Below are 23,150 nucleotides of genomic sequence, written 5' to 3'. Positions count from 1 at the left end.
TTAACTCTACCTGCTTTCCCACCCGCACACTTACGCAGTTGGTAACGCTACCGTCTCATAGAATATCTTGACCCGGCGCTGATGCTGGCCGTTACTGGCATTCATTGATTATGGCGCTTAATCCCCGATGCTTTTTTGCCCTCCTGGCCGCGCTAGTGCTTGGCCTCACCGCACACGCCGCACAAATCGCTTCCGGCCCCATGGTCGGCGCGCCGGAAATGCGTGCCATGCCCCTGTGGGTGCAAACCGATGGCCCGGCCGAGGTTGCCTTTGCCTACTGGCCCGCCGGTCAGGAATCCGCCAAGCAAGTGACGCCCGCGCAAACCGCCAAGCCGGAAAATGGCTACGTGGTCAAGGCAGTCGCCGGCCCGCTTGAGCCCGGCACCGAATACGCCTACGAAGTGATTATCGACGGACGCAAAGCCAGCCTAGACGCCGAAACGAAATTCAAGACCTCGCCGTTTTATACCGATCGCGCGCCACCGCCGGAGTTCACCGTGGCCCTCGGCAGCGGGCACTACGTCAACGATCCGGCCTACGATCCGCTGAACCGCACCCCCGGCGGCGGTTATGAAATTTTCCTCGCGATCCTCGCCAAGCAGCCGGACTTCATGGTGTGGGCCGGTAACGGCGTCCACCTCCGCGAGCCAGATTGGGGTTCCCGCACCGGCATGCTTGCCCGCTATGGCAAGAACCGCGCGCAGCCAGAGCTTCAGCCCCTGCTCGCCGCCGTGCCGCAAGTCGCCACGGTCAGCCAGGGAGAGATCGGCCCCGCCAACACGGGCAAGCACTTCCGCAACCTCACCGATGCGCAGGAGGTCTTTGAACTCTTTTGGGCCAACCCGCCCAGCGCCCAAACCACCGATGGCCTGGCCACATCCGTTCGCTATGGCGACGCCGAATTCTTCCTGCTCGACGACCGCTCTCAGCGCGACCTGGACTACGACATCGAGAAAAAGTGCACCATCATTGGCGAAACCCAGATCGCCTGGCTACGCCAAGCACTGCGCGAAAGCACGGCCGATTTCAAGATCGTTGTCCTTGGCTCCTCCGCGCTCAGCCCATCCAAGTCCGAGCTTAACCTAAAGGTCGCGGATTTCGAGCGCAATGAGATGCTCGATGGCTTGCGCGGCGACAAAATCAGCGGCTTGGTCTTCGTTAATGGCGGCAAGGACTTTGGCGAATTCACCAAGATGGTTCGCGCCAATGCGCCCGATGTTTACGAGCTGAGCCTAGGCCCGCTGACCGCCCGCCCAGCCGACTCCAGCCGCGAGCTCAACTTCTACCGCGTGCCCAGCACGTCCACTTTCGACCGCCAGTTTGCGATCATGAAGTTCCACGGCCCCGAGGAAAACCGCCAGCTCACGGTGACGGTTTACAACGGCCTCGGCACCGAACTTTGGACGCAGACACTCGCGCTCAGCAGCATGCAATTCAACTAGGCCCACCTTATGGCAACCCCCATCAATCCCTTCGCCGGCATTAGCCCGGAAAATATTAAGCAAAACGCCGGCCGCGCCAAAAAAGCAGGCATTGCGCTGATTGTCCTCGGCGTGCTTGCGATCATGCTGCCCGGGCTTTTTGCCCTCGGCATTGAGCTCTTCCTCGGCTGGCTGATTCTGCTCGGCGGCATTGTCCAAGTCGGCTCCGCGATTTCCCATAAGGGTGTGCATGGCCAAGGCTGGGCTTTGATCAACGGCGTGCTCGCCGCCATCGCTGGCGCATTGTTGATTGCCAACCCGGTGATTGGCGTCATGGCGATCACCGGCATGCTCGGGATTTTCTATGCGATCGACGGCGTCTTTAAACTCATTGCCGGTCTGCAAGCCGCCCACCAACCGGGCCGCGGCCTGGTACTGATCAACGGCGTCTTCGGCCTGATCATCGCGGGCATTGTTTTCAGCGAATGGCCCAGCGCCGCGCAGTGGTTCATCGGCATCATCGTTGGCGTCAACTTCCTCATGGCCGGCATGACCATCCTCTCCCTCGCCAAAGCCAGCACCAACGTCCCGTTGGATCGATAGATTTGCGTATTGCTCAAATGGTGGGGCAACCGGCTTTCTATCCAACTGAATGAGATAGTGCGACGCTTACAAGCGAGCCGCATCATTGCCACTAAGCCATTTGCCCAATGGGCAAATCTATGGGTGCAGCGGCACGCTGCTAGTTGTTGGCGGGGGTGTCTTCGTCGGGTGCCTTGAGGCGACGCGATTTGGGCTCGAAGGGAAGCAGGAAAGCTTCACGGAAATCATAACCATCGGCGAAGTCTTCGCGCTGATCGTTTTCCGTTTTGCCGAGCACGCCCCATTCCACGAGGTTGAACACGATGTCGCCGAAGTCCTCACAACGCTTGAGGCCCCAGTGCGTAAGCAGCGTGTAGGACATGGGCCCATATTGCTCGAGGGCGTAGTCGCGAATGCCAGAAAGCAGCTCTTGCCCGGAAACATGACGCGTTTCGCGGTCGGGGTCGTCCTTGAGATTTTTGATCGTGTGGTCGAGCCCCAGGCGCACAAAATGGTAGGCCCCCACTTCGTAGCGGGAGTCTTCCTTGCGGATCAGGCCGACGACTTCGTCAAAATCTTTATTGGGCATTAAACGTAGAGTGAAATTCGTCTTGGCCTTGGGGTCAAGGGCAAGCAGCGGTTAGCCCGCGCTATAAGACTTTCGAAATCAGGTAGCGGTTGTTGGCGACGCGACGATAACCCCACTCACTGAGCGCCGCAAAGATCTGACTGCGTTCATAAAAGCGGTTAGCCCACGACCAACGCGGCGCATACATAAGCGCACGGAAAATCGCCTGCGCGGAATGATAAACCGCGCCATCGGACTCCACCAAATGCACTGCATGCTCAAGCGCCGATTCGGGGATTTCCGGGAAGCGCGCAAGCATGGTCTGGTAAGGCGCGTAGTCGACGGATTCACCGGTGCGCCGCTCCAAACGCCACGCCGAACGCCCACAAAAACCGCAATCCCCATCCCAAAGGAGAGTTGGCTTCAAAGGTGGCGACTGAACACGGGCGTGCATGCGGTTAAAATGCATGAAACACCGCAAGTGTCGAATTCCAGAATGCGCGCGAGCTAAAACTAAGCGTCAGTAGCTTTCTTAGCAGCGGTCTTGGTCGCCTTCTTGGTGGCGGCTTTTTTCACTGTTTTCTTTACCGCCTTTTTAGCGCTTTTCTTGGTGGCGGCTTTCTTGGCTACAGTCTTTTTGACGGCCTTCTTCGTTGCTTTCTTGGCGGCCTTTTTAGCGGTGTTTTTCTTAGCCGCTTTCTTCACGCCTTTTTTAGCCGCCTTTTTGGACGCTTTCTTGGCAGCCTTCTTTACGGCTTTTTTCGCGGTCTTCTTTTTCGACTTAGCCTTCTTTCCGCCGGTGGCCACCTTGGCGTCGGCTTCGGCAGCAGCTTCCTCCGAGTAGATCGTTTCATGGATCTTGCTCAAGTTTTCGTCGATCTTCTCAACGACTGGCGCGGTCAGCTCGTAGGTAGTGTTAAAAATCTTGGTGAGGGTGTCGCAGGTCTTGTCGAGCAAGTCCTCGTGGTAGTCGCGCGACTTAACTTTTTGCGTGCGGAGATACTTCTTCAGCTTCTTGGCGAGCTGACCCTTTTTCAGTTTTTTCATAGCCTTGCCTTTCAGTCGTTTAGGCGATGTTAGGAAGCGTATCAGCGCTTGGCAAGAAAACGTTGGCGCGGCTGCGGGTTCGCCAGCTTGGTTTGGCATCAAAGGCTTTGCACTATCAGCGCGTTGCCCAACATCAACGCCGCGAACGCCAATCCAAGCGCCACTTGCTCTCCATTTGGCTTTGTTTGATTCTCGTTTCGAATCTGAACTTCAATTCTCTTCACAAACTTTAAGAACGCGAGCAAAGCGATCGAGCTAAGCAAAATGCTGATAATCCAGTAATCCGGAAAATTACCATAGGGTAAAATGACGACAACAATCCCAAAAAATCGAAAATATTGTAGTGGCCCTGTTCTATCGCTGAACACATTCATGATAACAAAAGAAACCAGAGAATAGATCCGCTTCCTATAAAATTTTACTTCTCGCACTCAGCATTTGCGCCATGCTCAAATCTATCTGTTCAGCCAGAGGCTGGCTGATCTAATAGTTAACCGTGCGGCCGAGGTAGTTGATCATCCAGTGCTCTTTCCAGAGACGATAGCGGCCTTCGAAAGACAGGCGGCCATGCTCTTCCTGGAACTCGCGCGGCAGGAGGTAGCCGGACTGGAGGTTCGCAATTTCGAGGCTTGTCTGCTGGCGGTTCAGGTCGTCCATCGGGTCGTCATCTTCCCAGACTTCCACATTGACGCCTTCGCGGAGGAGGCGGCGACGGTGGTAGCGCAACAGCTTGTCGAGATTCCGCATCAACGGCTTGCGGACAATGAACCACTTTTCCGGATAGAAGCCACCAAAAGGCATGGTGAGATTCGAGGTCATCACGCGCTCGCCTTCCTGGGTCTTAGTCATGAGCACATAGCCTACCTGATGCGAGCTGACGCCGTTCGGGAAAAACATCACTTGCAGGCGCACGAGGCCTTGCTCGTCCTGGTAAATGCTGGAGCGGATCGCGTAGTCCTTAATCAGCTCGGCCTTGAGGGACTCAAGCTTCTTAAAACCCGTGCTGCGAAGCCAGTCGCGCAGGAGGATGAAACGCTTGTCCGCCGGCCATTCGTCGCCCTCGGAATTCTTGCGAAAACGCGGAAAAAGCGGGATCGGGCCCTTGCTCACCGCGCAGACTTCCAGCCAGTTATAGAGCGTTTCGAGGAGGAACCAGCCGAGGAACGCTACTCCGGCGAGGACCCAGAACGGGCGCTCCGACCAGCTGAATTCACGGGCTGCCGCGGCCACGGTGCATGCAAACAGCATCCAGCGAAGCCAGCGGTTGAAAATCGACAGAACCGGGCTTTGCCAATGATTGTTCGCGAAACCGATCCCCATCGAGAGGATCAGCAGGCCGAAAACGATCTGAGTGGCAAGTGACATGTATGCTGTAGACGGCGAAAATGGGGCTTTGGTTCCATTATTCGCCGGGGGGCATGGCCCAGGGAAGAAACTAGTTCAAGCGCAGCGGCATGATGACGCACAGGAAGCTATCCAGGGTCTTAAACACGCCAGGGCTCAACTCGTCCTTGAATTCAAAGTAAACTTCGTCTTGAGCGAGGGCCTTGAGCGGATCCAGCAGGAATTGCGGATTGAAGGCCACGGTGACTTCTGCGCTCTCGTAGCTGATCGCCATGGACTCATGGGACTCGCCGTATTCGGGAGACGAACCGGTGATCTCGAGCAGGTTGTCGGACAGCTTCAACTTGACGGAATTGTTCTTGTCACTGGTCACGAGAGCGGCGCGCTGCACACACTCTGCCAGCAACTCGCGCTCGATCTTGATGCGATTTTCGGTCTCCTTCGGGATGACCTGCTTGTAGTCCGGATACTTGCCTTCGACGATCTTGGAGACGAGGTAGATGGAGTCCACCAAGCCGCTGTCGTCGTCGGTCGCAATCTGGATTTCGAAGGCAACCTGACGGTCGCTGAAAGTAATTTTGACGGTTTCACCCTGGCCGAGCAGACGCTGGAGCTCGTCCACCGTTTTTGCCGGCAAAATGAGGTCGCCCGCATTGTCTTCGACGACTTCGACTTCCTTGCTGCACAGAGCCAGGCGTCGGCCATCGGTGGCAACAAGGGTCATTTGGTTGTCGCGGAACTGGAAGAAAACGCCGTTCAAGATGTAGCGGTTTTCGTCCTTGGACTGAGCGTAGGAGACGTTCTTGAGCATGCCCACGACGTCATCCTGTGGGAGATTGAAAATGTGCTGGTCGGCAAACGAGGGGAGGGGGGGGAACTCGTCTTCGCTGATACCCATGATGCGGAACAGCGAGCCGCCGGAAGTGATCTTGGCTTGATTGCCGGAAGAGGCGTCCACCTCGATCTCACTGTTGGGGAGGGCGCGGACGATGGTGGCAAGCTTGCGAACCGGGAGCGTGATGCCACCGGGTTGTTCCACCTCGGCCTTGATGCGGCAGCGGATGCCGAGGTCGAGATTGGTGGTCGTCAGGGATAGCTGGTTGCCTTCCGCCTGGATCAGCACGTTGCTGAGGATCGGCATGGTGGCGCGGGAGCCCACCACGTTGAGGACTTGTTGCAGACCAGTGGCGAAATGATCACGGTGAATCTTGAACTTCATTGGCTAGAAAACTGGGAGGTTTCGGAGTTACTGGCAACGTTAGATTATTAGGAAAATATTTTATAAAAGTTTCTATTCCCTATTATAGTCGGTCGATGATTGTAATAAGACTGTAACTAGCTGTTTTCAAGCAAGTTGCGGCAGAGTTTGAGCGGGAATAACTGTGAGCGCAAGCTCGAACAAGTAATAACATGTCGGTAACTCGTAGGTTATTCCCAATTATCCGCACAGTTACCCGCAAGTTGTTCCGAGGGTGTTTCAGACTGTTGGCATTGGCGTTTCAGACCCGTAAATCCGCACCCAGTGCTGCCGGTTGATGTAGCGGCTCAGTTGCTTGGACGAATACATCGTGGCAACGAACGCCCCGCAGATAATGATCGCGTCGCGAAACAGGCCGAGCGCTCCATCGGTCGGCAGGATCAGGCTGAGAAGCTTATAGGTGACTATGAATACGCCGACCGGAGCAAATTGAATCACCGCCTTGTCCAGCGTGGTGAGCGGTAGCTCGGCCACCTCTGGTGGCAGGATGTCAGAGGGCCATTTGCTCCTTGGCAGGTGGCGGAGTCGCACCCAGCTGAACAGGTGATAAATACCCACAGCCCCCATGACGATGGCGTAGGAAAAGATCACCTGACTGGCGGTCGAGCTGGCGAGGCGAAACATCATCACGCTGGCGATCAGGAACAGCAGCGCCGTTCCGCCTGGGCTGTGTTCTCGCGGTTGCTTGTCCTCACGTGGGGGCAGGTTTCGTTGCTCACGATACCGTCGGTGGTTGATGCGTTCGGCGGCGCTAGCTCTCGGTTGTGGCACGGTGAAGCGGAACGTTTTCATGGCGAGGACTTCATTCAAACAAATGCGAGGCGTATAACCAAGGTAATTCCACATAATTCGTGATAGCGTATAGCTGGCGTGCATTCCACCTTGCCACGGGGTTGACATGCGGTGCCAGGCTGTGATGATGAGGGCTTGGCCAGTAATTATCGGTCGCATGTCCGTTTTTCATGAAGCATTTTCTACTCGCGTTTTCTACATGGGTCCTCGTGGCCGTCTGCTTACCAGCGGCTTCAGATTTACCACCGCCGCCGGGATACGCTGCGCCGGATCCGCCGAAGTCCAAGCCAGCAACCAGCGAGCGTAGGTATGGAGCGACCCGTTATGGTCAGCCCTACAAGAGCTCCACTGGCGCGGTTATTGTGCACGATCCACGGGGCGATTACGAACGCACTCAGCCGTATCGTTACCTTGACATGTCTCATGTCATGCTGAGGCCAATATCAGCCACTGATCTCTTGGTGCAGATCTATTTTGCCGACGATTTGCCCAACTCAGCTGAAGCCGATGCGATGTCGAATGTTTTCTTCAGACTGGATTTAGATATGAACACCGCAACTGGCTCAGAGGTTGACGAGTTGGGCATCGATCTCGGCATTAAGCTGCAGGGCTTTGATTCGAGTCAGCCTTGGGTGGCCCGCATTAAAACACACAACGAGTTGGCCGAACGCTATGGTTTTGTAGTGAAAGATCTTCAATACGCTGACCGCACCTTGACCTTTCTTCTACAGATGAACGGCTCTCAGCACCTGGATCAATTTGGGCTACAAATCGGCGCGATGCACGACTACGATAGTGTGGACAGACTGCCAAATCAGGGGCCACTTTACATCGAAATGTAAGTAAAGCCGCTAGCGAGCTTCGACTTCCGCAATTTGGCCTAAGTATTGGTGGAGTTTCCAGCCGCCAACCGAAATACCGATCAATCCAGAAGTAAGCATGAGGCTTTGCCCCAGCTCCCAATACACGATGGAGAAAGCGCTTAAGCTAAAGCCGAGGGTCAGAAACACCAAGGCCATGCTAAATGCAGCAGGGTCCTCAGATGCCTCCGGTTCAAGCGTCGCTGTATCCTTTCGCCATGATTTCATGATACGGTAGGTTATTCTGCGAGATACGGTGGGGCAAGATCACGCGCACACTTTTAGCCTTCATAGCTTCGATCAGATAACTTGTATTTGGCTCGAATGGAATACCTTAGAGATTTTTGTATGCGCCGGAATCAGTTATTCGAAACTAGTGAAATCTTTTAACAGGCATACAGTTTCCGCTGTATTGGCGCTTCATTCTAATGCTTGCCATTAGGTGGTTCTCGAGACAGGTTATCCGGGTTAACTGCAAATTATTAACCTACAGTTCGAAACACGCTATGGAAATTGTCGCACTCATTCTGATGGCTATTGGTGGCCTCATCGCATTAATTTTCGGTATTCAATTGCTGATTATCGCCTTCAAAACCCACATCTTGTGGGGCCTCGGCTACATCTTCGTGCCCTTTTGTAGCCTCGTCTTCATCATCATGTATTGGGATGACTGCAAATCGCCCTTTTTGAAGTCATTGATTGCGATCCCGTTCGTCATACTCGGATCGGTGGTTGCAGGTATGAGCGCAGGCGCTCAGGGCGGCTACTAAGCTGGCGGCTTAACCGTCTCTTATTTCTTCTCCGGGCTGCTGTTGCCGCATTTAGCGGAACAGCATTATCGGGATTTTGCAGCGGCGCATGAGGTCCGTAGTTGTGCTGCCGATGAGCAGCTCGCGGATGCGGCTATGCCCATAGGCGCCCATCATGAGCAGATCGATGCCGTTCATCTGGACAAAGCCGGAAATCTGGTCTTCGACGTCGCCAGTAAGCAGGTGAATTTCCGCATCGATATTGGTATCTTCGAGTTGGCTTTCGGCTATGCGCATGGCTCGGGCAAGCTGCTCGTCTCCATGCCCCATACTCACGGTGAGCACGTGCAGTTTGATGTCGTGTAGCTCGGTTTCAGCGATTAGCCAATCGAGGGCTTTCTGGGCACTGGCGCTACCGTCAAATGCTAGGGCAGCTATTTTGATGGGGCGAAATTCTCGGTTACTGATGAAGCAGGGCTGTCGTGCGGCGCGAACCACACGCTCGAGGTTGCCGCCGAGGTGTTCTTTGGCTTGGTCCATGCCCTCGCCGCGTTTGCCCAGCACGAGAATGTCTGCGGCATTATCGCCGGTTTCATAGTCGTCGAGGGCATCGACGAGGAGGCCGGTTTCGTGGTTGAAGGTCAGGTCGTCCACGGCGACACCGGCATCCATGAGCTCACGGGTGGCGGCTTGGGAGACGAGTTTGGCCTTTTTGTCTTCAATTTCCTGGAGGGCGCCTGTCATGCCTTGATAAGGCGAGGCACCGAGACTTCCGCCGAGATCGAGCAGGAAGGGCAGCTCAAACTCCCATAGGCTGGAGACATAAAGAGCTTCGACGCGGGCTCCCGTTTTACCAGCTAGCCAACCGGCGTAGCGGCAGACGACGCGGGCGTAATCCGAGCCATCGGTACAAGCGAGTATCTTCTTCATGGGGTTGTCCTTTCGTTTCCTACACTGTATGCGGAAACCCGGATATACACAAGCTTAACCCACCGGTTTTCAGGGCCTTGCGCATTTTTTATAAGGAAACCTGCGAGTATGCGAAAAACGCTCCCTAGTCCTTGCGCGGGGCGTCCTCTTCAGCTTTCGCCTCGGCCTCGGCTTCCTCTGGAATGTCCACCTTGGGGAATGGAGCAGATTCCGCCTGCCAAAGGTTTTCATCCTCGTCGGGATGCTCGATTTTGCCGGGCTTGGGAAAGGGCGCGTCTGCGGCTTGCCAGAGGTCTTCGCTTTCTGCCTTGGGAGATGGCTGTGCGGGTCTGGTTGCGGGCACGGGTGGTGGGATGACCGCTGGCTGGGCAACCACAGGCGGCGGTGCTGGTTGGCTTTTACCTGCGCAGATGGGGGCTAGGCCAGCGAAGCAAATACCTACGCCAAAAAAGAAAATGTGCCCCAACCAGCAGAGGTTAGCGAGGCTCATGAATGGCTCTGCCCAATCAATCTCGGGCAAAATCATGATTTGCAAGAACCACTCCGACACCCCGCAGACCAAGCCTACAAAGCCGCTGATCACTGCCAGCACGCCGAAGATGGAACGGGAGGTCATGAGAGGCTAGCTAAGTTAAGCCCTCTTCCAGGAATCTTCCTGGCGCTTGAGGAACTCCTTATAAACAGCGAGCACGATGAGCAGTTTCACGGCAGTAGCCAACGCGCCGATGACCATCAGCGGTCCGAGCAGGTTGTTGAATTCGAATGGTGGATACATAGTGGTCAGTTAAGCGGTTAAAGCAGAAAGATTAAAGTAAAAAGCGACTGCTTCTTACACGTGGATTGAGCCGGTCAAATACAAGCGTGCGTTCCCCGAAATGAACACTCGATCGCCTCGCAAGGCGCAGTCAAGCCGTCCGCTTCGGGTGGAGAGCTGGCGGGCATGCAGCTCGCTGCGGCCCAGTTTGCGGGCCCAATACGGCATCAGCGCGCAGTGGGCCGATCCAGTTACGGGGTCTTCATCGATGCCATATTTTGGCGCAAAAAAGCGGGAAACGAAATCTGCCTCCTCACGGGGGCAGTGATGATTACGCCACGTTGATCCAAAGCCTGAAGCAGGCGAAAGTCCGGCCGCACTTCGCGTAGGGCGGATTCGTTGGGGAGAATAGCAAGGTAATCGCAGCCTGTATAGCATTCGATGGGGCGTATCCCGAGTGCGTCGACGAGCTCTTGTGGCGGATGAGTGCTTTGGATTGGCGTGGCAGGGAAGTCCATCGTGATGATGTCTCCCTCGCTGGTCACCTGGAGCGGGCCGCTGCGGGTGTGGAAGGTGATGCCGCGCTTGAGCTCCGGTCGTTCGCAAAAGATCACATACGCAGTGGCAAGCGTGGCGTGTCCACACAGGTCCACTTCGGCCAGTGGCGTAAACCAGCGTAAGCGAAAATCTTCGCCCTCAGGTGCGTAAAATGCGGTTTCCGACAGATTATTCTGCGCCGCAATGGCCTGAAGCATCGCTTCTTCAGGCCACGTATTCAGTGGGCAGACCGCCGCGGGATTCCCCTGAAACGGAGCTTCCGCAAAGGCGTCAACTACGAACAGGGGAAGGCTCACACTGGCAAAGAACTAGGGGCGCACCTTGGTGCCGTTGGACACGACGCCGTTTTTCATCACCATCAGGATGCCGTCGCGCACATACATGTCGCCTTCGCTCCAGCCGTCGGGCTTGCCGTCGGGGGAGAGCTCGACGTCATCACCGATGCGGGCATTTTTGTCGATGATGGCGTTTTTGATGACACAGTTTTTGCCAACACCCATGTTGGGGCGCTGAAGGGTGGCGTTTTCCTCGCGATTTTCTGCGGTCTCGTACCAGTCGGCGCCCATCATAACGACGTCATTCAGCTCCGAGCCATCGCCAATCATCGAGCGAACGCCGATTACGCAGTGGTGAACCTTGGCCTTGGAAATGATGCAACCGCCGCCAAAAAGCGCCCGGGAAACTTCGGCGCTGTTGACCTTAGTAGCCGGCAAGTAACGAGCGCGGGTGTAGATCGGCGCTTTGTCTTCGAAGAAGTTGAAGGGGGGCACGTCGTCCGTCAGCGCCAGGTTCGCGTCGAAGAACGCGGCTACGGTTCCGATGTCTTCCCAGTAGTCATCGAAGATGTAGCTGTTCATCGAGATTTTGCCTAGTAGGCCGGGAATGATCTCCTTACCGAAGTCAGTTTCGTCGCCATTGAGCGCTTCGCGCATGACGCGGGCCGAGAACACATAAATCCCCATCGAGGCCAGGACGACGTCCTCGGGATTCCCATCGAGCGTGGAGCGCAGCTTGTCGCCGATCACCAGGCTTTCGATCACGGCCGGGTCGCTCGGTTTTTCGACGAATTCCTGGATGGAGTAGTCGTCGTCCACGCGCATGACGCCGAGTCCGGTGACTTCGGACTTGTGCATGGCCTTGGCGGCGATGGTCAGGTCTGAACCGAGCTTATTGTGGTGATCGATGATCTTCCGGAAGTCCATGCGATAGAGCTGGTCACCGGAGAGGATGAGGAAGAGGTCGTTCTTGCCGTCGTTAAAGTGGTGCAGGTTCTGGCGCACGGCGTCGGCAGTGCCCTGGTACCAGGTTTCGCCGCCGTCGGTTTGCTCGGCCGACATGATGTCCACATAACCGCCGCCAAACGGGTCAAACTGATACGTCGACTGGATGTGGTTATGCAGCGACGCGGTGTTAAATTGGGAAAGCAGGTGAATGCGGTTGATGCCGGAATTAAGGCAGTTACTGATCGGGATATCGACAAGTCGATACTTACCCGCAAGCGGGACTGCCGGCTTGCAACGTTCTTTAGTGAGGGGGTAGAGCCGGGTTCCGCGGCCGCCGCCCATGATGACGCTAATGACATTTTGTTCCATGGCGAATCGGGTATGTGTGGGTTTTTCTTCAACGTGGGCCAAGGTCGTAAAAAAATCCAGACTCTTTTGTTACAAAGGCAGATATTCACGTGACTGTCATTTTCTTAAACCGTTGCTTGCGAAATGCTCACGGTGTCGCCAGCATCCTCGACCATGGAATTGAAAGTTATCCGCGCCGATGATGAAATCTCCCACATCGCCCTGATCGGTCGCATGGACCACGCCGGCGCCTCCGCCGTCGAATTGAAGTTCCTTGCCGCTACCGCCAGTCGCCAAAAGCCTACTATGGTGGACATGAGCGAAGTGACCTTCGTGGTATCGCTCGGCATTCGCATGCTGCTTGGCGCGGCCAAAAGCCTCAAGGCCAATGATTGCGGCATGGCCTTAGTCAACGTGCAGCCCCTCGTGGCCGAGACCCTCCGCTTGGCTAAGCTCGACGAAGTTTTCATCCTCGCCGACTCCGAGGAAGACGCCCTGGCCAAGCTGGGCGTGTAGCCTACGCTTCACTCGTTGGAGTGGAAAGGTAGGGCGCAGTCTCCAGACAAGCCGCCACATTGCCTCTCGGAAAATGTCCCTGCCTCAACGCAAGCATCTCAGCCACACGACGCCTGACTGGGTTCAATCAGGATCAATTTACTTCATAACGATCAACTGCAAGGAACGTAGTATTGATCAACTCACTATTGGCGAGCGCCCAAGCCAGATCGTGAGCTCTGTCAAAAATTTGCAGGAGCAAGGACAATGGTGGCTTCACTTGTTTTTTGCTGATGCCCGACCATTTGCATGCGTTAATTACATTCAGCCCGAGCGTAAAGATGGCTCAACTGATAGCCCGCTTTAAATCATTCCAAGCACGCCAGCTACAGATCAAATGGTAGGATGGTTTTTTCGATCATCGTATCCGTGATGACAGGGAGTTTGAATTGAAGGCAGAGTACATTCGTCTCAATCCAGTGACGAAGGGATTGTGTGATCGAGCAGAAGATTGGCCGTATGTTATTGAACAGAAAGTGTAGCAGCTTTGAGGCAGCGTGCGGCTTGTCTGGAGACTGCGCCCTACCTTTCCACTCCGCTGCCTAAGAGATCTTCCTGAAGCGGGGGTCCTGGATGTCGATCTTGGGCGACATGAACTCGGCGACTTGCGGGTCGGTCGAGGCGGCTAGCTCTTCCGGAGTCGCCAGGGCGATGAGCTTACCGTTCATGAGGAGGCCGACGCGGTCGGCGATGCCGAGGGCGAGGTCGCGGTCGTGGGAGACCGCTATGCTCGTCACAGAAAACTCTTCCTTCAAGGTGCCGATGATCTCGGAAATGTTGGCTGCAGTGACCGGGTCAAGCTCGGACGTGGGCTCATCGTAAAGCAGCAGCTGCGGCTCCATGACGAGTGCCCGGGCGATGGCCACGCGCTTGCGCATACCGCCGGACAGCTCGGCGGGGAGCTTCTTGGCGGTGTCTTCGATGTGGAGAATCTTGAGCACGCGCTCTACTTTGTCCCGCAAAGTGGACTTGTTGTAGAGGCGGTGTTCGCGCGGGTAAAACGCGAGGTTGTCGAACACGCTCATCGAGTTGAAGAGCGCGCCGGCCTGGAACACCAGTGCGGTGCGGATGGCCTTGTGTGTGGCGGGGTCGGCGGCGTCTTTGCCGTCGATCAGCACTTGGCCGGCGTCCGGTTTTTCCAAATTAACGAGGTGGCGCAGCAGGACGGATTTGCCCGCGCCGCTGGGCCCCATGAGCACAAAGATTTCGCCGGGCTTTACGTCGAACGAGACGTCTTCGATGACGACTTGCTGGCCAAAGCTCTTGCTCAGGTTTTTGACTTCGACGCCAACGGGTGTGGTGGATGTTTCGGCCATGTCGCTAAAGGTTTTTTCCGTGATAATAGGTTGGTGTTTGGAAAACAATTCCAAGCTCTGGATGCTCTCTTAATCGCAGCACCAGTGCTTGGACTCGCTCCATGGCAAAGGCCTCATGATTGCGAATTTCGATCATGTGCTTTTTCACGATTCCAGCCAAGGCATTGCCTTGGTAATTATCTTCATAAGAGAGGGCATCTTCCTTCATGCTTCTGTGTTCAAACTGTGCGGAGAAGAAGAAAATACCACTTTCATTCAAGATGAACTTAACGAAGCAACCCGGGCCTTCAAATTCCTGTAACATGAAGTCTTTCCCAAAAACGTTCATCGCTTACATCAAAATGCGGGTTAACACGTAGTCCAGCAGGAGGACCAGGAACATGCCCGTGACTACTGAGCGGGTGACAGAAAAGCCGATTTCGCGCGGGCCGCCGCGAGTGATCAGCCCCTGGTTGCAGGCGATGAGCACCACGAAGAAGCCAAAGACCTCGGCCTTGATCAGGCCGTTCATCACGTCCTTGAACTCGGTGACGCTTTTCAGGTTGGCCCAGTAAACATTCGGGTCGAGGCCGATGAACTCCACGTGTTGGGCGACCACGCCGCCGCCAAACCAGCCGAGCAGCACGGCAACGATCGTCAGCACCGGCATCATGAAGAGAATCGCGATCAGGCGCGGCATCACGAGGATGCGCTCGGGTGGCGTCTGCATCGTGCGCAGGGCGTCAACTTCCTGGTAAACCGTCATCGAGGCAATCTCGGCAGTGATGGAGGAGCCCACCCGACCAGCCAGCAGGAAAGCGGTGATCAGCGGCGCGAGTTCGCGCGCAACGGCGAGGCCGACAATGCGGCCGATCAGCTCCTGCCCGCCGGCGAAGTTCATGCTGTAGCCCGTTTGCAGAGCGAGCACCGCGCCGAGGAAAAAGCTCAGGATCGCGACGATGGGAAACGTCAGGTAGCCGATGTGAAAGGCGTAGTCGAATACCCGCCCCAGTTGCCGCGGCAGCGACGGCAGGTAGCCAATCGAGCGCAGCAGCAAGACGAGGCTGCTGCCGATGGCTTCGAGTATGTTGCGCGCGGTGTTCATGTATTTTTTAACAGGAAGATCGGGAAGATCGGATAGTCGAATTGAGATCAGACTTCTTTCCGGTCTTCCCGATCTTCCTGTTGGTAAATGACGTATCCATAATTTTCGTTAAAGCTCAATGTCGAACCACAGGAGTTGCAGGGTTTCCTTGCCGTCTTCGAAGGTCCCTTCGCGCTTGTAGCCAAGGAAGCCGCCGCCGAGGGACATCTCCGCGTGGTCCTCGCCGGTGTCAGAAACGAATAAGAACGGGTTGATTTCAAAGCGGGTCGAGTCGGCGGTTTTTTCTTCGACCATGAAGTCCCACAGGAAGCTTTGCTTGGACTCGCCGGTGTTGGTGTTCCACTGGCTGCGCCAGAAGGCGGTGACTGGTGTGTAGAGTTCGCGCACGGTGTCGCTGTGCGGGTAAAAGACTTCGAAGATGCTGATCAGCTGGGCTTGCTTGAGGCCGGCGCCGTTGTCGTATTCGCTGATCCAGGGCCACACGTGGGTTTCGTAGGCCTCGGCGAGGTTGGGGTTGGTGGCGCTGCGCTGGGTTTCGTTCCAATAGATGAAATAGAAGAACTGCGTGCGATCGATGATCAGGTCTTTCTCGCGCTGAGTGCGAAAGCGGTAGGCGGGCCACATATACCAGGTCTTGTCGACGCCGGTTTTGATCGAGTGCGTGTAGAAAGGTGCCCAGCGATTGGTGTATTCGTTGTCACCACGGCCCTGCATGAAGAACGGGTAAAAATAGCGCTCCTCGGTGTAGTTTTTGGTGCGGTCTTCCTTCCAGCCGAAGAAGGGCCAGATGATCGTTACATCGTCGACGAACTCGCCGTGTTCGGTGGCCCAAAACGGCAAAAAGCCCTCGCGTACCCGAACGATTGGCCGGTCAAACTGGTCGACCTTGCGGTAGATGAACGGCCAAAGGAAAAATTGATAATCCAAGCGGCCTTCCTGCCACCAGTGCCCCATGAGCGGCCAGATGAGCACGCCGCCCGTGCCCGGCCCATGAAGTGTTTGGATGAATGGCCAGGGCGTGCCCATCCGGGTGGTGTCGCCGGTGGTAATCGTCCAATAGAGCGGCCAGAGCGCCCAGGTGGTCTTGTCGAACAGAAACTTCTGGAACTCGCCGTAGATGGGAAAAACGCCGTAGTAGGATTCGTCGGGGCGGTTGGGTTCGTAGTGAAACCAGACGAAGGGCACGATGAGGAACGTCTCAATGACGTTTGGGTGCTTGAGGCCGGTGCGGCGGCGCTGAATAAACGTGTAAATTTCCCAGCGCACGAGATTGGGGTCGCGGTAGTGGACGAAAAACGGCGGCACGAAGCTGTAGTTATAAACCTCGGTTTCGCGGTTGTATTTCTGGATCCAAAACGGGCGCGCCGTGGCCATCTGGTGCGTGCCATCGTCCGTCTGCTCGATGAATGGGCCTAGTGCCTTATAGTGCGTAAGTATTTCCTTTTCAACGGGTTCACCATCTGGTTGGACTTCTTCGACGGTCCCGAATTGCTTGAACCAAAGCGGCGACCAGTCAAAGGTAGCCCCCTGCGCCGTAGTCGTGAAAACCAACCAGCACAGCGCAAGTCCCCGGAGAATTTTTCCAGTGCTTAGCATCCGAATGGCGCGAAACAAAGCACAACCATTGCCACAGTGCAACGCCATGTTGCAGCTAAGGCTTATGCACGGCCAAGTATGACGAATTATTCAGCTTCGGGCTGCTGTTGGTAATCTTGGAGGCTGGGTATGCCGGACTCATCCAGTAGGCCAGCCTCGACCGCGGCGTTGTAGCCGACTCCCGCAATGCTCCCGCAGAGGATGAGCGCGATGATCAGCCGCCAAGTCTTCCTGAAATCCCAGATCAGGTAAACCACGACCCCTAATGGCACCAGGAGCACCGCGAGCAGCCAGCCCCAATGGCAGGCCAGCGCACGCCCCAGGCAGACGATGCCCAGCGATCCCGCGTAGGCGATGTAAACCCAAAATGCCTTCAGCGGCGCCTCAGGGATTTGCAGGAAGAAGAAACCCGCGATCAGCAGAGCGGCAAGGATTGTCAGGCCCCCTTCGATTGAGAGGGCGTTAAGGATGAAATTGACGGTTTTTGCCGCAGGATTGTCGCCGGGTAAGACGCCCTTACGTTGCTGATGCTTTAGGTGCGGCGCCATCGGCGGGCGCGTCAGCTTGAGCTTGTTGACGCGGACGTCGGCAAATTCTTCCAGCTCTTCGGCTGGCTTCCACGCTTCCATATGCTCACGCCAGATCTTGGTGGCTGGTGCGATGCTGCCTTTTTGGATCGATTTACGCAGCGCGATGGTGCTGAAGGGGCCTTGGTTCGCGCCATTGACCTCGTAATACCACACCTTGGAATCCGGCTTTAAAAAGGGTGCCGTGGTGAGTTGAGCGTTCTGCTCGGAGTTCACGGGGCGAGGCTTGGGCGGGAGTTTGGGGCGGCGCAGGGCCTTGGGCTCAAACGCCGTTTTAAACTCCGGCAGGGACGCCAAGGGCGTCCATGCGCTCATGCCTGCTTTCCATACGAGGGCTCGACCGGTAAACTCGTCCTTCTGGACTCTGGCCACAATATCGAGGATGCTGGTCGGCCCGCGGTGCTGGCCATCTTGAAGATAGAACCAGTCGCAACTGTGAGGATTGGACACGGTAAGGATTGGTTAGGATGTCTTATAATTTAGTCTTCTGACATTCATTTTCCAGCTCGTACTCCATTGGTCTGCGCCTTTTACGGACCGCTAACAAAAAGCCGTAAAAAGCCCGTTAATTCCCTGCGTTTCGGGGTTGGCCTTGGGGGCTTTTTCCGCCCAATATGCAGGCAAATGACTCACCTCCCAACAACATGCGCATAACCGGCGGACAGGCGCGCGGCATTCCGATCAAGGCGCCCGATCGCGGGGTGCGCCCGGCCACGGACTACCTGCGCGAAGCCGTGTTTTCCTCCCTTGGCCCTGCCCGGGTGAGTGACGCCCGCGTGCTCGATTGCTTTGCTGGTACCGGCGCTTATGGCTTGGAGGCCCTCAGCCGAGGCGCGGGCCATGCGACGTTCGTCGAGCAAGATCGCGGTGCCCTGAAGTGCTGGGAGCAAAACCGCGCCGCCGTCGCCAAGGCGCTCCAACAGGAGCCGTCTGCGATCACCGACCTCTGGCGCGGCGACGCATTTAAGGTCCTTAGCCGTGGCGCCGAAACCTTCGACCTGGTCTTTGCCGACCCGCCTTACGAGCTCTGGGATAGCCGTGACGCCGACTTGCTGACCGCGCTTTTAGCCCGCCTGGCTGAGCATGAAAACGCACGCCTTATCTGTGAAGCCCCGGGCGCGTGGGAGCCGACTTTGCCCGAAGGCTGGGTGCTGCATCGCCGCCTGGCCAAAGGCCCGCGCCAGCCGAGCGCGTTGATTATCGGGCGCGGATAGTTGGCGGGGAGCGTCTGCGTATCACGCCAAGCCAGTCCTTCAGCACGGGGTGCGGCGCGAGGACGCGCCTGCGCTACCTTAGAGTGGTCGATTTGAACTGGTGAGGCAACGTTGCGGCTTGTCAGGAGACTGCGCCCTACCTTGCCACTCCGTTGTTGCGGCTCGCATGTAAGCGTCGCCCTATCTCAGTCAGTTAGCCAGAAGCCGATCCACCAATCCATTTGCCCAATGGGCAAATCCGGATGCGAGGCATCCGCCGGTGCAGCGGGACGCTGCTTAGCGGTTGGAGTTGCGGATGTCGTCTTCGGTGATCTCGATGCCCTTGAGTTTGTCGTCATTGACGAGGCTATCGAGGCCGGTGGCGGGGTTGGCTTTTTCGGCGCCGACCAGGCGTTTTTCCAACTGTTCGCTGTTGAGCTTTTGATCCGTGTAGCCTTCTTCTTGCACGCTGGCAATGGCTTGGGTGGAGAGGAATTCGGACTCGGAGCGCTCCTTGAGCACTTGCTTGCGCAAATTGGAGAGCATGCGGCTGAAAGGGAATTTTTCGAGACCGGCATTGAGGATGCGTTCGGCCGGGTCGTAGGCCTTGACCTTGCGCATCGCTTCCGCGGCTTCCCAGTAAATTTCTGGCACCATGCGGTTAGCCACCATGAAGTTGACAAGATCATTGTATTCACCGGCGGAACGCTGGGTGGCGGCAACGAGGATTTTTTCGTAAGCTGATAGAATGGGTGCAGCGTCGGGCTGTTTGGGGGCGGAAGGCTTGATGGTGTCGAATTCCTTTTTGGCTTCTGCAAATTCGCCTTCGGTAACCAGTGCCTGAATGTAGTAGAACCAGAGTGAGCCCAGCAAGTCCGGGCTTTCCATGCCGACGATGCGCATGAGGCGCTTCACTTTCATGGAGTCGGGGAGGTCGGTAAATTGGGCGGCGATAGAGGTAATCGCGTTCATGTTGCCACGATGGATGGCCAGGTAGAGGTCGAGCAGGGCGTCGGCGGCAGCGGTATCGCCGTTGCCATACATGATGAGAATGGCGTCCATCTGGACATTCCAGGCGCTGGGGTAGTCGCGGAAGATGCTGTGGAAAATCTGGCGGGCGGCGGTTTCGTTGTCCTGCGCCTGCATGAGGCTGCCGCGCATAAGGATGAGCTGCGGGTTGGCGGCTTCTTCCGGGGGAAGGCTGTCGAGGTATTGTTCGGCGTCGCCAAAGGCACCCATTTTGATGTAGGCAAAGACAATGCTGTCGTCGTAATTCCTCCCAGGGTCGACTTCGTTGAGGTGGTAGGAGGTGTCGACGACGCCCGTGTAGTTTTGCTCCATGAGTTGAGCGCGCAGGAGGAGCTTGAGCAGAGCGAGTTTCAGGGGTTCATTGTCCTCAATTTCATTGAATTCGAGGATCTTGGGCACGGCGCGCATGATTGCGGGGTTGTTGTCCGTGTATTGGCACAGCTTCATCAACGTGACGAGGTACTCGGACTGGTCCGGATAGCCATATTCGAGACCTTCGATGAGCAGATTGACAGCGTCCACCGTCAGGCCGGAGGCGATGTAAAACTGCGCCAGCTCCAATCGGGCCTGAAAGTCGTCGGGTATGCGGCGCACACCTGAGCGGTATTTATAGAAGGACTGGATTACCTGGCCGTTTTTTAAATCTTCACGGGCTTGCAGGAGTTGGGTTTCGCCTTGCTTGCGGACGAGCTGCTCCATGTTGAAGGGCGCTTGCAGCACATCCAGGTAAGTAATCTGGTTAAATGGTTGGCGCGCGCGCAGTAGGTAGGCGCCGAAGCCACCCGCAAAGTAAAGGAAGACTGCGATGAAGAAGCCAAACCACACACAGCGCTTGAGCTCGACTTCGATGGAGATCGCGCGGTTGTGTTTGCGGTGCCCCGGCATGATGCGGATGCAGTTCCAGCATCGACGCAGGCTTTGCATCCAAGTGTCGGATCCGACGAGGACGATCTGTATGTTCATGCGGCGGGGCGCTTCTTTTGAAGTGGCGGCTTGGTGTTTGGCAAAAAAATAGTGGCCAGGCACCCTGCGGCACACGTGAATCCTGGTTGCCCTTGCTTCCTTCCGGACCTGGGGGAGTTCACCGGTTCGACGTTGCACAGGACCCGGCCAAGCAACAACGCAGTGAATATAAGCAGGCTTTTCAATGTTTTTCTTTCAACTGATTCTTTCTGGATTTCAGCACTAAGAATTTGCCTTGCGCTCTGATAGACATTTGTTTGTAGTTTTATCCACTATGCGGGCTACAATGAAAATCCTTCTTCCAATTTCCATCGCAGCGCTTCTGGGCGCTGGTTGTTCCATGACCGACAAAACGGCCATTGAACCTTCTGATTCTTTGCTCACCACCTACAACGACAACGTGAGCATGTCCACTAAGGCGCAACAAGCTGCTTATGCAGCTAACCAAAGTCTCGTCTCCTCCGGTATCGTGTTTCACGAGCACGTGCAGAAAGATTTGGGCCTGAGCCCCGCCGGTGTCTGGTATCCCACCTATGATATGGCGGATGGCAAGGTCCCGACCGAAGGCCCAGCGCCCGCATGCGCTAAGCCTGATCCTGCCAAGGCTCAGGAAGCGTGTGCTGTGACTGCTTGCCCGGTAACCGGCGAGACTAGCGAAAAAGCGGCAGAGCCCGCATGCGCTAAGCCCGAGCCTGCCAAGGCCCAGGAAGGTATTGACTACAACATGCTCCAGCGCAGCATCAAATCGGAATAAGCGCTTGAACTAGGCAGCTTTCTTCCACTCAATCGGCCAATGAAAACATTGGCCGTTTTTTTGTTGGTCTGCTGCGCTCTTCTGGCGGTGGGCTGTGAAACCCAGCGAACCGAGACCGTCAACGACGGTTTTGGCATGGAGTTCACTGAAGACTCCAACGCCAACCAGGCTGAGGTAATTGATTAGGCGCGAACATGGGTAATGTATTTGGGACTCTCTTTCGCATTGCGACCTGGGGCGAAAGCCACGGCGGTGGCATTGGCGTAGTCATCGACGGATGCCCTCCACGACTGCCACTGAGCGAGGCGGACATCCAGTTCGAGCTCGATCGCCGACGCCCAGGCCAAAGCGACATCACCACCCCGCGCAAGGAAACCGACACGGCGAGCATTGTATCCGGCGTCTTCGAAGGCCAAACGCTCGGCACGCCCATCGCGGTCACCGTGCCCAATTCGGACCACCGTCCCGAGGCCTATGCTGAGATGAAGGCGAAGTATCGCCCCTCGCACGCCGACTACACTTATCAGACCAAATACGGCATTCGCAACCACGAGGGCGGCGGCCGCTCCTCCGCCCGCGAAACCATCGGCCGCGTAGCCGCTGGTGCGGTGGCCAAGAAAATTCTCCGCCTTGGTCCGGAGAAACCCGTCGAGATCACGGCCTACATCGAGCGCGTGCACAACATTTCGATCCCCGGCCAGGATGGCCCCGACGGCCCGACTATTCCTTTTCCCAGCCTCGAAGCAGTCGAAGCCAACGCGGTGCGTTGCCCCGACCCCGAGACCGCCGAAAAGATGATTGCCCGCATCCGCGAAGCCCGCAGTGAGGGCGACAGCGTGGGCGGCGTCATTGTCTGCCGCGTGCGTGGGCTACCCGTGGGCCTTGGTTCACCGGTGTTCGACCGCCTGGAGGCAGATTTGGCCAAGGCCATGCTTTCCCTGCCCGCGACCAAGGGTTTCGAGGTGGGCAGCGGCTTTGGCGCTGTCGGCTTGACTGGCCGCGAGCACAACGACCGCTTCATCAATCGCGATGGCGAAGTCCATACCGAGACAAACCGCTCCGGCGGCGTTCAGGGTGGGATCAGCAATGGTGAAGAGCTTTATTTTCGCGTCGCCTTCAAACCCACGGCCACGATCATCCAGAAGCAGGCCACGGTGGACCTCTCCGGCGAGGAAACCGAGCTCATGGGCCGCGGTCGCCACGACCCCTGTGTGGTGCCCCGCGCGGTGCCGATTGTGGAGTCGATGGCCGCGCTGGTGATCGTCGACCACTGGATGCGCGACCAGGCTCAGTGCCAGACTTTCTCCTTCGCGTAAGCGGAAAGCGTCGCGAAAAGGGACGTCATTTTTTTTGGAATAACTCCGCCTCTCTGGCCTCTTATTATCGAATGCACAACGCATTCACCAAGAATAGCAGGTTCAGGTAGGCGGCGGCTCCTTTGGGGCCGTCGTCATTTTTTTGGCAGATCCGGCTTGCGTGAGGCTTGCTGTGAATCGGTTGGCAATGGCTTGGCTGGGGGCAACGCTCTGTCATCGCCGGTTTTATCCATCTCGTAAAGGTAGGGACGGTTGCCCTCAACCGTCCACCTCGCATGAGTCGCCCATCGGGTGGAACCGGACGGTTGAGGGCAACCGTCCCT

General features: G+C 56.5%; 28 protein-coding genes, 1 other RNA gene and 1 pseudogene. 10 read left to right on the top strand and 20 right to left on the bottom strand.

The window, feature by feature from the left end:
• The first annotated feature begins 110 nt into the window (after positions 1–110).
• Together RBB62_RS03990 and RBB62_RS03985 are read left to right on the top strand one after the other, a co-directional pair.
• Positions 111–1,442 carry an alkaline phosphatase D family protein gene (locus RBB62_RS03990; protein ID WP_309397273.1) on the top strand — a complete coding sequence of 444 codons (1,332 nt, stop codon included), beginning with the start codon at positions 111–113 and terminating at the stop codon, positions 1,440–1,442.
• 9 nt (positions 1,443–1,451) lie between these two features.
• Positions 1,452–2,024, top strand: coding sequence for an HdeD family acid-resistance protein (locus RBB62_RS03985; RefSeq protein ID WP_309397271.1), 573 nt, complete (start codon positions 1,452–1,454; stop codon positions 2,022–2,024).
• A gap of 139 nt (positions 2,025–2,163) precedes the next feature.
• Here the strand turns inward: RBB62_RS03985 and RBB62_RS03980 are convergent, their stop codons facing one another.
• The 7 genes from RBB62_RS03980 to RBB62_RS03950 all read right to left on the bottom strand — a co-directional run bounded on the left by RBB62_RS03980 (position 2,164) and on the right by RBB62_RS03950 (position 7,171).
• Positions 2,164–2,592, bottom strand: a complete 429-nt coding sequence (locus RBB62_RS03980; RefSeq protein WP_309397269.1) for a Minf_1886 family protein — start codon at positions 2,590–2,592, stop codon at positions 2,164–2,166.
• A gap of 61 nt (positions 2,593–2,653) precedes the next feature.
• Entirely contained in the window at positions 2,654–3,025 is a 372-nt protein-coding gene (locus RBB62_RS03975) for a thiol-disulfide oxidoreductase DCC family protein (protein WP_309397267.1), read from the bottom strand.
• A gap of 59 nt (positions 3,026–3,084) precedes the next feature.
• Positions 3,085–3,618 (bottom strand): hypothetical protein, encoded by a 534-nt coding sequence (locus RBB62_RS03970; protein ID WP_309397265.1) that lies wholly within the window; start codon positions 3,616–3,618, stop codon positions 3,085–3,087.
• Positions 3,619–3,716: 98 nt separating this feature from the next.
• Positions 3,717–3,992, bottom strand: a complete 276-nt coding sequence (locus tag RBB62_RS03965; protein WP_309397263.1) for a hypothetical protein — start codon at positions 3,990–3,992, stop codon at positions 3,717–3,719.
• Positions 3,993–4,101: 109 nt separating this feature from the next.
• The gene (locus RBB62_RS03960; protein WP_309397261.1) at positions 4,102–4,983 is read right to left on the bottom strand and encodes a hypothetical protein; all 882 of its coding nucleotides are present in this window, start codon (positions 4,981–4,983) and stop codon (positions 4,102–4,104) included.
• A gap of 70 nt (positions 4,984–5,053) precedes the next feature.
• On the bottom strand, positions 5,054–6,181 hold the full coding sequence (gene dnaN / locus RBB62_RS03955) for a DNA polymerase III subunit beta (RefSeq protein ID WP_309397259.1): 1,128 nt from the start codon (positions 6,179–6,181) through the stop codon (positions 5,054–5,056).
• A 258-nt stretch (positions 6,182–6,439) separates the two neighbouring features.
• A complete protein-coding gene (locus tag RBB62_RS03950) occupies positions 6,440–7,171 on the bottom strand; it encodes a hypothetical protein (RefSeq protein ID WP_309397257.1) in 732 nt (243 codons plus the stop codon).
• 11 nt (positions 7,172–7,182) lie between these two features.
• Between RBB62_RS03950 and RBB62_RS03945 the strand changes: the two genes are divergently transcribed.
• Complete coding sequence (locus tag RBB62_RS03945; protein ID WP_309397255.1) at positions 7,183–7,854, top strand: hypothetical protein; 672 nt, start codon at positions 7,183–7,185, stop codon at positions 7,852–7,854.
• Between the two features lie 9 nt (positions 7,855–7,863).
• Here the strand turns inward: RBB62_RS03945 and RBB62_RS03940 are convergent, their stop codons facing one another.
• Complete coding sequence (locus tag RBB62_RS03940) at positions 7,864–8,100, bottom strand: hypothetical protein (RefSeq protein WP_309397253.1); 237 nt, start codon at positions 8,098–8,100, stop codon at positions 7,864–7,866.
• A 278-nt stretch (positions 8,101–8,378) separates the two neighbouring features.
• On the opposite strand from RBB62_RS03940, the gene RBB62_RS03935 reads away from it, so the two are divergent.
• Positions 8,379–8,642, top strand: coding sequence for a hypothetical protein (locus tag RBB62_RS03935; RefSeq protein ID WP_309397251.1), 264 nt, complete (start codon positions 8,379–8,381; stop codon positions 8,640–8,642).
• A 51-nt stretch (positions 8,643–8,693) separates the two neighbouring features.
• Here RBB62_RS03935 and RBB62_RS03930 read toward each other — a convergent pair whose 3' ends face one another.
• From RBB62_RS03930 to RBB62_RS03910, 5 genes and pseudogenes are all read right to left on the bottom strand, one after another.
• Positions 8,694–9,551 (bottom strand): universal stress protein, encoded by an 858-nt coding sequence (locus RBB62_RS03930; RefSeq protein ID WP_309397249.1) that lies wholly within the window; start codon positions 9,549–9,551, stop codon positions 8,694–8,696.
• Positions 9,552–9,675: 124 nt separating this feature from the next.
• The gene (locus tag RBB62_RS03925) at positions 9,676–10,167 is read right to left on the bottom strand and encodes a hypothetical protein (protein WP_309397247.1); all 492 of its coding nucleotides are present in this window, start codon (positions 10,165–10,167) and stop codon (positions 9,676–9,678) included.
• Positions 10,168–10,182: 15 nt separating this feature from the next.
• Positions 10,183–10,326, bottom strand: coding sequence for a hypothetical protein (locus tag RBB62_RS03920; RefSeq protein ID WP_309397245.1), 144 nt, complete (start codon positions 10,324–10,326; stop codon positions 10,183–10,185).
• Positions 10,327–10,380: 54 nt separating this feature from the next.
• Positions 10,381–11,159, bottom strand: a pseudogene (locus RBB62_RS03915) (PhzF family phenazine biosynthesis protein).
• Between the two features lie 12 nt (positions 11,160–11,171).
• Positions 11,172–12,455: a glucose-1-phosphate adenylyltransferase gene (locus RBB62_RS03910; RefSeq protein ID WP_309397241.1), complete on the bottom strand. Its 1,284-nt coding sequence runs from the start codon at positions 12,453–12,455 to the stop codon at positions 11,172–11,174.
• 153 nt (positions 12,456–12,608) lie between these two features.
• Here RBB62_RS03910 and RBB62_RS03905 point away from each other — a divergent pair, with 153 nt between their 5' ends.
• Positions 12,609–12,950: an STAS domain-containing protein gene (locus RBB62_RS03905; protein WP_309397239.1), complete on the top strand. Its 342-nt coding sequence runs from the start codon at positions 12,609–12,611 to the stop codon at positions 12,948–12,950.
• Between the two features lie 266 nt (positions 12,951–13,216).
• The gene (locus RBB62_RS20250; RefSeq protein ID WP_425499881.1) at positions 13,217–13,333 is read left to right on the top strand and encodes a transposase; all 117 of its coding nucleotides are present in this window, start codon (positions 13,217–13,219) and stop codon (positions 13,331–13,333) included.
• Positions 13,334–13,531: 198 nt separating this feature from the next.
• Here the strand turns inward: RBB62_RS20250 and RBB62_RS03900 are convergent, their stop codons facing one another.
• From RBB62_RS03900 to RBB62_RS03880, 5 genes are all read right to left on the bottom strand, one after another.
• Entirely contained in the window at positions 13,532–14,305 is a 774-nt protein-coding gene (locus RBB62_RS03900; protein ID WP_309397237.1) for an ABC transporter ATP-binding protein, read from the bottom strand.
• Between the two features lie 4 nt (positions 14,306–14,309).
• Complete coding sequence (locus RBB62_RS03895) at positions 14,310–14,609, bottom strand: hypothetical protein (protein WP_309397235.1); 300 nt, start codon at positions 14,607–14,609, stop codon at positions 14,310–14,312.
• Between the two features lie 27 nt (positions 14,610–14,636).
• Positions 14,637–15,389 carry an MlaE family ABC transporter permease gene (locus RBB62_RS03890; protein ID WP_309397233.1) on the bottom strand — a complete coding sequence of 251 codons (753 nt, stop codon included), beginning with the start codon at positions 15,387–15,389 and terminating at the stop codon, positions 14,637–14,639.
• A 108-nt stretch (positions 15,390–15,497) separates the two neighbouring features.
• Positions 15,498–16,985, bottom strand: coding sequence for a hypothetical protein (locus RBB62_RS03885; protein WP_309397231.1), 1,488 nt, complete (start codon positions 16,983–16,985; stop codon positions 15,498–15,500).
• A gap of 86 nt (positions 16,986–17,071) precedes the next feature.
• On the bottom strand, positions 17,072–18,022 hold the full coding sequence (locus RBB62_RS03880) for a DUF4339 domain-containing protein (RefSeq protein WP_309397229.1): 951 nt from the start codon (positions 18,020–18,022) through the stop codon (positions 17,072–17,074).
• Between the two features lie 164 nt (positions 18,023–18,186).
• Here RBB62_RS03880 and RBB62_RS03875 point away from each other — a divergent pair, with 164 nt between their 5' ends.
• Positions 18,187–18,786, top strand: coding sequence for an RsmD family RNA methyltransferase (locus RBB62_RS03875; protein ID WP_309397227.1), 600 nt, complete (start codon positions 18,187–18,189; stop codon positions 18,784–18,786).
• 276 nt (positions 18,787–19,062) lie between these two features.
• Here RBB62_RS03875 and RBB62_RS03870 read toward each other — a convergent pair whose 3' ends face one another.
• The gene (locus RBB62_RS03870) at positions 19,063–20,757 is read right to left on the bottom strand and encodes a tetratricopeptide repeat protein (RefSeq protein WP_309397225.1); all 1,695 of its coding nucleotides are present in this window, start codon (positions 20,755–20,757) and stop codon (positions 19,063–19,065) included.
• Positions 20,758–20,807: 50 nt separating this feature from the next.
• Positions 20,808–20,906, bottom strand: an RNA gene (gene ffs / locus RBB62_RS03865) — signal recognition particle sRNA small type.
• A gap of 137 nt (positions 20,907–21,043) precedes the next feature.
• Between ffs and RBB62_RS03860 the strand changes: the two genes are divergently transcribed.
• Genes RBB62_RS03860 through aroC form a run of 3 tightly spaced genes read left to right on the top strand, consistent with a single transcriptional unit; the run spans position 21,044 to position 22,827 of the window.
• Positions 21,044–21,511: a hypothetical protein gene (locus RBB62_RS03860; RefSeq protein WP_309397223.1), complete on the top strand. Its 468-nt coding sequence runs from the start codon at positions 21,044–21,046 to the stop codon at positions 21,509–21,511.
• Positions 21,512–21,550: 39 nt separating this feature from the next.
• Positions 21,551–21,697: a hypothetical protein gene (locus tag RBB62_RS03855; RefSeq protein ID WP_309397221.1), complete on the top strand. Its 147-nt coding sequence runs from the start codon at positions 21,551–21,553 to the stop codon at positions 21,695–21,697.
• 8 nt (positions 21,698–21,705) lie between these two features.
• Positions 21,706–22,827 carry a chorismate synthase gene (aroC, locus tag RBB62_RS03850; protein ID WP_309397219.1) on the top strand — a complete coding sequence of 374 codons (1,122 nt, stop codon included), beginning with the start codon at positions 21,706–21,708 and terminating at the stop codon, positions 22,825–22,827.
• The last annotated feature ends 323 nt before the right edge of the window (positions 22,828–23,150 follow it).

Origin of the sequence: Cerasicoccus maritimus (assembly GCA_031296935.1) — a bacterium.
Lineage (GTDB): Bacteria > Verrucomicrobiota > Verrucomicrobiia > Opitutales > Cerasicoccaceae > Cerasicoccus > Cerasicoccus maritimus.
This window is presented reverse-complemented; position numbering and strand designations above follow the sequence as displayed.

Excerpts from the sequence above, each read along its gene's own strand:
- RBB62_RS03990 (WP_309397273.1), top strand. The coding sequence starts at position 111 with ATGGCGCTTAATCCCCGATGCTTTTTTGCCCTCCTGGCCGCGCTAGTG.
- RBB62_RS03985 (WP_309397271.1), top strand. The coding sequence starts at position 1,452 with ATGGCAACCCCCATCAATCCCTTCGCCGGCATTAGCCCGGAAAATATT.
- RBB62_RS03980 (WP_309397269.1), bottom strand. The coding sequence starts at position 2,592 with ATGCCCAATAAAGATTTTGACGAAGTCGTCGGCCTGATCCGCAAGGAA.
- RBB62_RS03975 (WP_309397267.1), bottom strand. The coding sequence starts at position 3,025 with ATGCACGCCCGTGTTCAGTCGCCACCTTTGAAGCCAACTCTCCTTTGG.
- RBB62_RS03970 (WP_309397265.1), bottom strand. The coding sequence starts at position 3,618 with ATGAAAAAACTGAAAAAGGGTCAGCTCGCCAAGAAGCTGAAGAAGTAT.
- RBB62_RS03965 (WP_309397263.1), bottom strand. The coding sequence starts at position 3,992 with ATGAATGTGTTCAGCGATAGAACAGGGCCACTACAATATTTTCGATTT.
- RBB62_RS03960 (WP_309397261.1), bottom strand. The coding sequence starts at position 4,983 with ATGTCACTTGCCACTCAGATCGTTTTCGGCCTGCTGATCCTCTCGATG.
- dnaN (WP_309397259.1), bottom strand. The coding sequence starts at position 6,181 with ATGAAGTTCAAGATTCACCGTGATCATTTCGCCACTGGTCTGCAACAA.
- RBB62_RS03950 (WP_309397257.1), bottom strand. The coding sequence starts at position 7,171 with ATGCGACCGATAATTACTGGCCAAGCCCTCATCATCACAGCCTGGCAC.
- RBB62_RS03945 (WP_309397255.1), top strand. The coding sequence starts at position 7,183 with ATGAAGCATTTTCTACTCGCGTTTTCTACATGGGTCCTCGTGGCCGTC.
- RBB62_RS03940 (WP_309397253.1), bottom strand. The coding sequence starts at position 8,100 with ATGAAATCATGGCGAAAGGATACAGCGACGCTTGAACCGGAGGCATCT.
- RBB62_RS03935 (WP_309397251.1), top strand. The coding sequence starts at position 8,379 with ATGGAAATTGTCGCACTCATTCTGATGGCTATTGGTGGCCTCATCGCA.
- RBB62_RS03930 (WP_309397249.1), bottom strand. The coding sequence starts at position 9,551 with ATGAAGAAGATACTCGCTTGTACCGATGGCTCGGATTACGCCCGCGTC.
- RBB62_RS03925 (WP_309397247.1), bottom strand. The coding sequence starts at position 10,167 with ATGACCTCCCGTTCCATCTTCGGCGTGCTGGCAGTGATCAGCGGCTTT.
- RBB62_RS03920 (WP_309397245.1), bottom strand. The coding sequence starts at position 10,326 with ATGTATCCACCATTCGAATTCAACAACCTGCTCGGACCGCTGATGGTC.
- RBB62_RS03910 (WP_309397241.1), bottom strand. The coding sequence starts at position 12,455 with ATGGAACAAAATGTCATTAGCGTCATCATGGGCGGCGGCCGCGGAACC.
- RBB62_RS03905 (WP_309397239.1), top strand. The coding sequence starts at position 12,609 with ATGGAATTGAAAGTTATCCGCGCCGATGATGAAATCTCCCACATCGCC.
- RBB62_RS03900 (WP_309397237.1), bottom strand. The coding sequence starts at position 14,305 with ATGGCCGAAACATCCACCACACCCGTTGGCGTCGAAGTCAAAAACCTG.
- RBB62_RS03895 (WP_309397235.1), bottom strand. The coding sequence starts at position 14,609 with ATGTTACAGGAATTTGAAGGCCCGGGTTGCTTCGTTAAGTTCATCTTG.
- RBB62_RS03890 (WP_309397233.1), bottom strand. The coding sequence starts at position 15,389 with ATGAACACCGCGCGCAACATACTCGAAGCCATCGGCAGCAGCCTCGTC.
- RBB62_RS03885 (WP_309397231.1), bottom strand. The coding sequence starts at position 16,985 with ATGCTAAGCACTGGAAAAATTCTCCGGGGACTTGCGCTGTGCTGGTTG.
- RBB62_RS03875 (WP_309397227.1), top strand. The coding sequence starts at position 18,187 with ATGCAGGCAAATGACTCACCTCCCAACAACATGCGCATAACCGGCGGA.
- RBB62_RS03870 (WP_309397225.1), bottom strand. The coding sequence starts at position 20,757 with ATGAACATACAGATCGTCCTCGTCGGATCCGACACTTGGATGCAAAGC.
- RBB62_RS03860 (WP_309397223.1), top strand. The coding sequence starts at position 21,044 with ATGAAAATCCTTCTTCCAATTTCCATCGCAGCGCTTCTGGGCGCTGGT.
- RBB62_RS03855 (WP_309397221.1), top strand. The coding sequence starts at position 21,551 with ATGAAAACATTGGCCGTTTTTTTGTTGGTCTGCTGCGCTCTTCTGGCG.
- aroC (WP_309397219.1), top strand. The coding sequence starts at position 21,706 with ATGGGTAATGTATTTGGGACTCTCTTTCGCATTGCGACCTGGGGCGAA.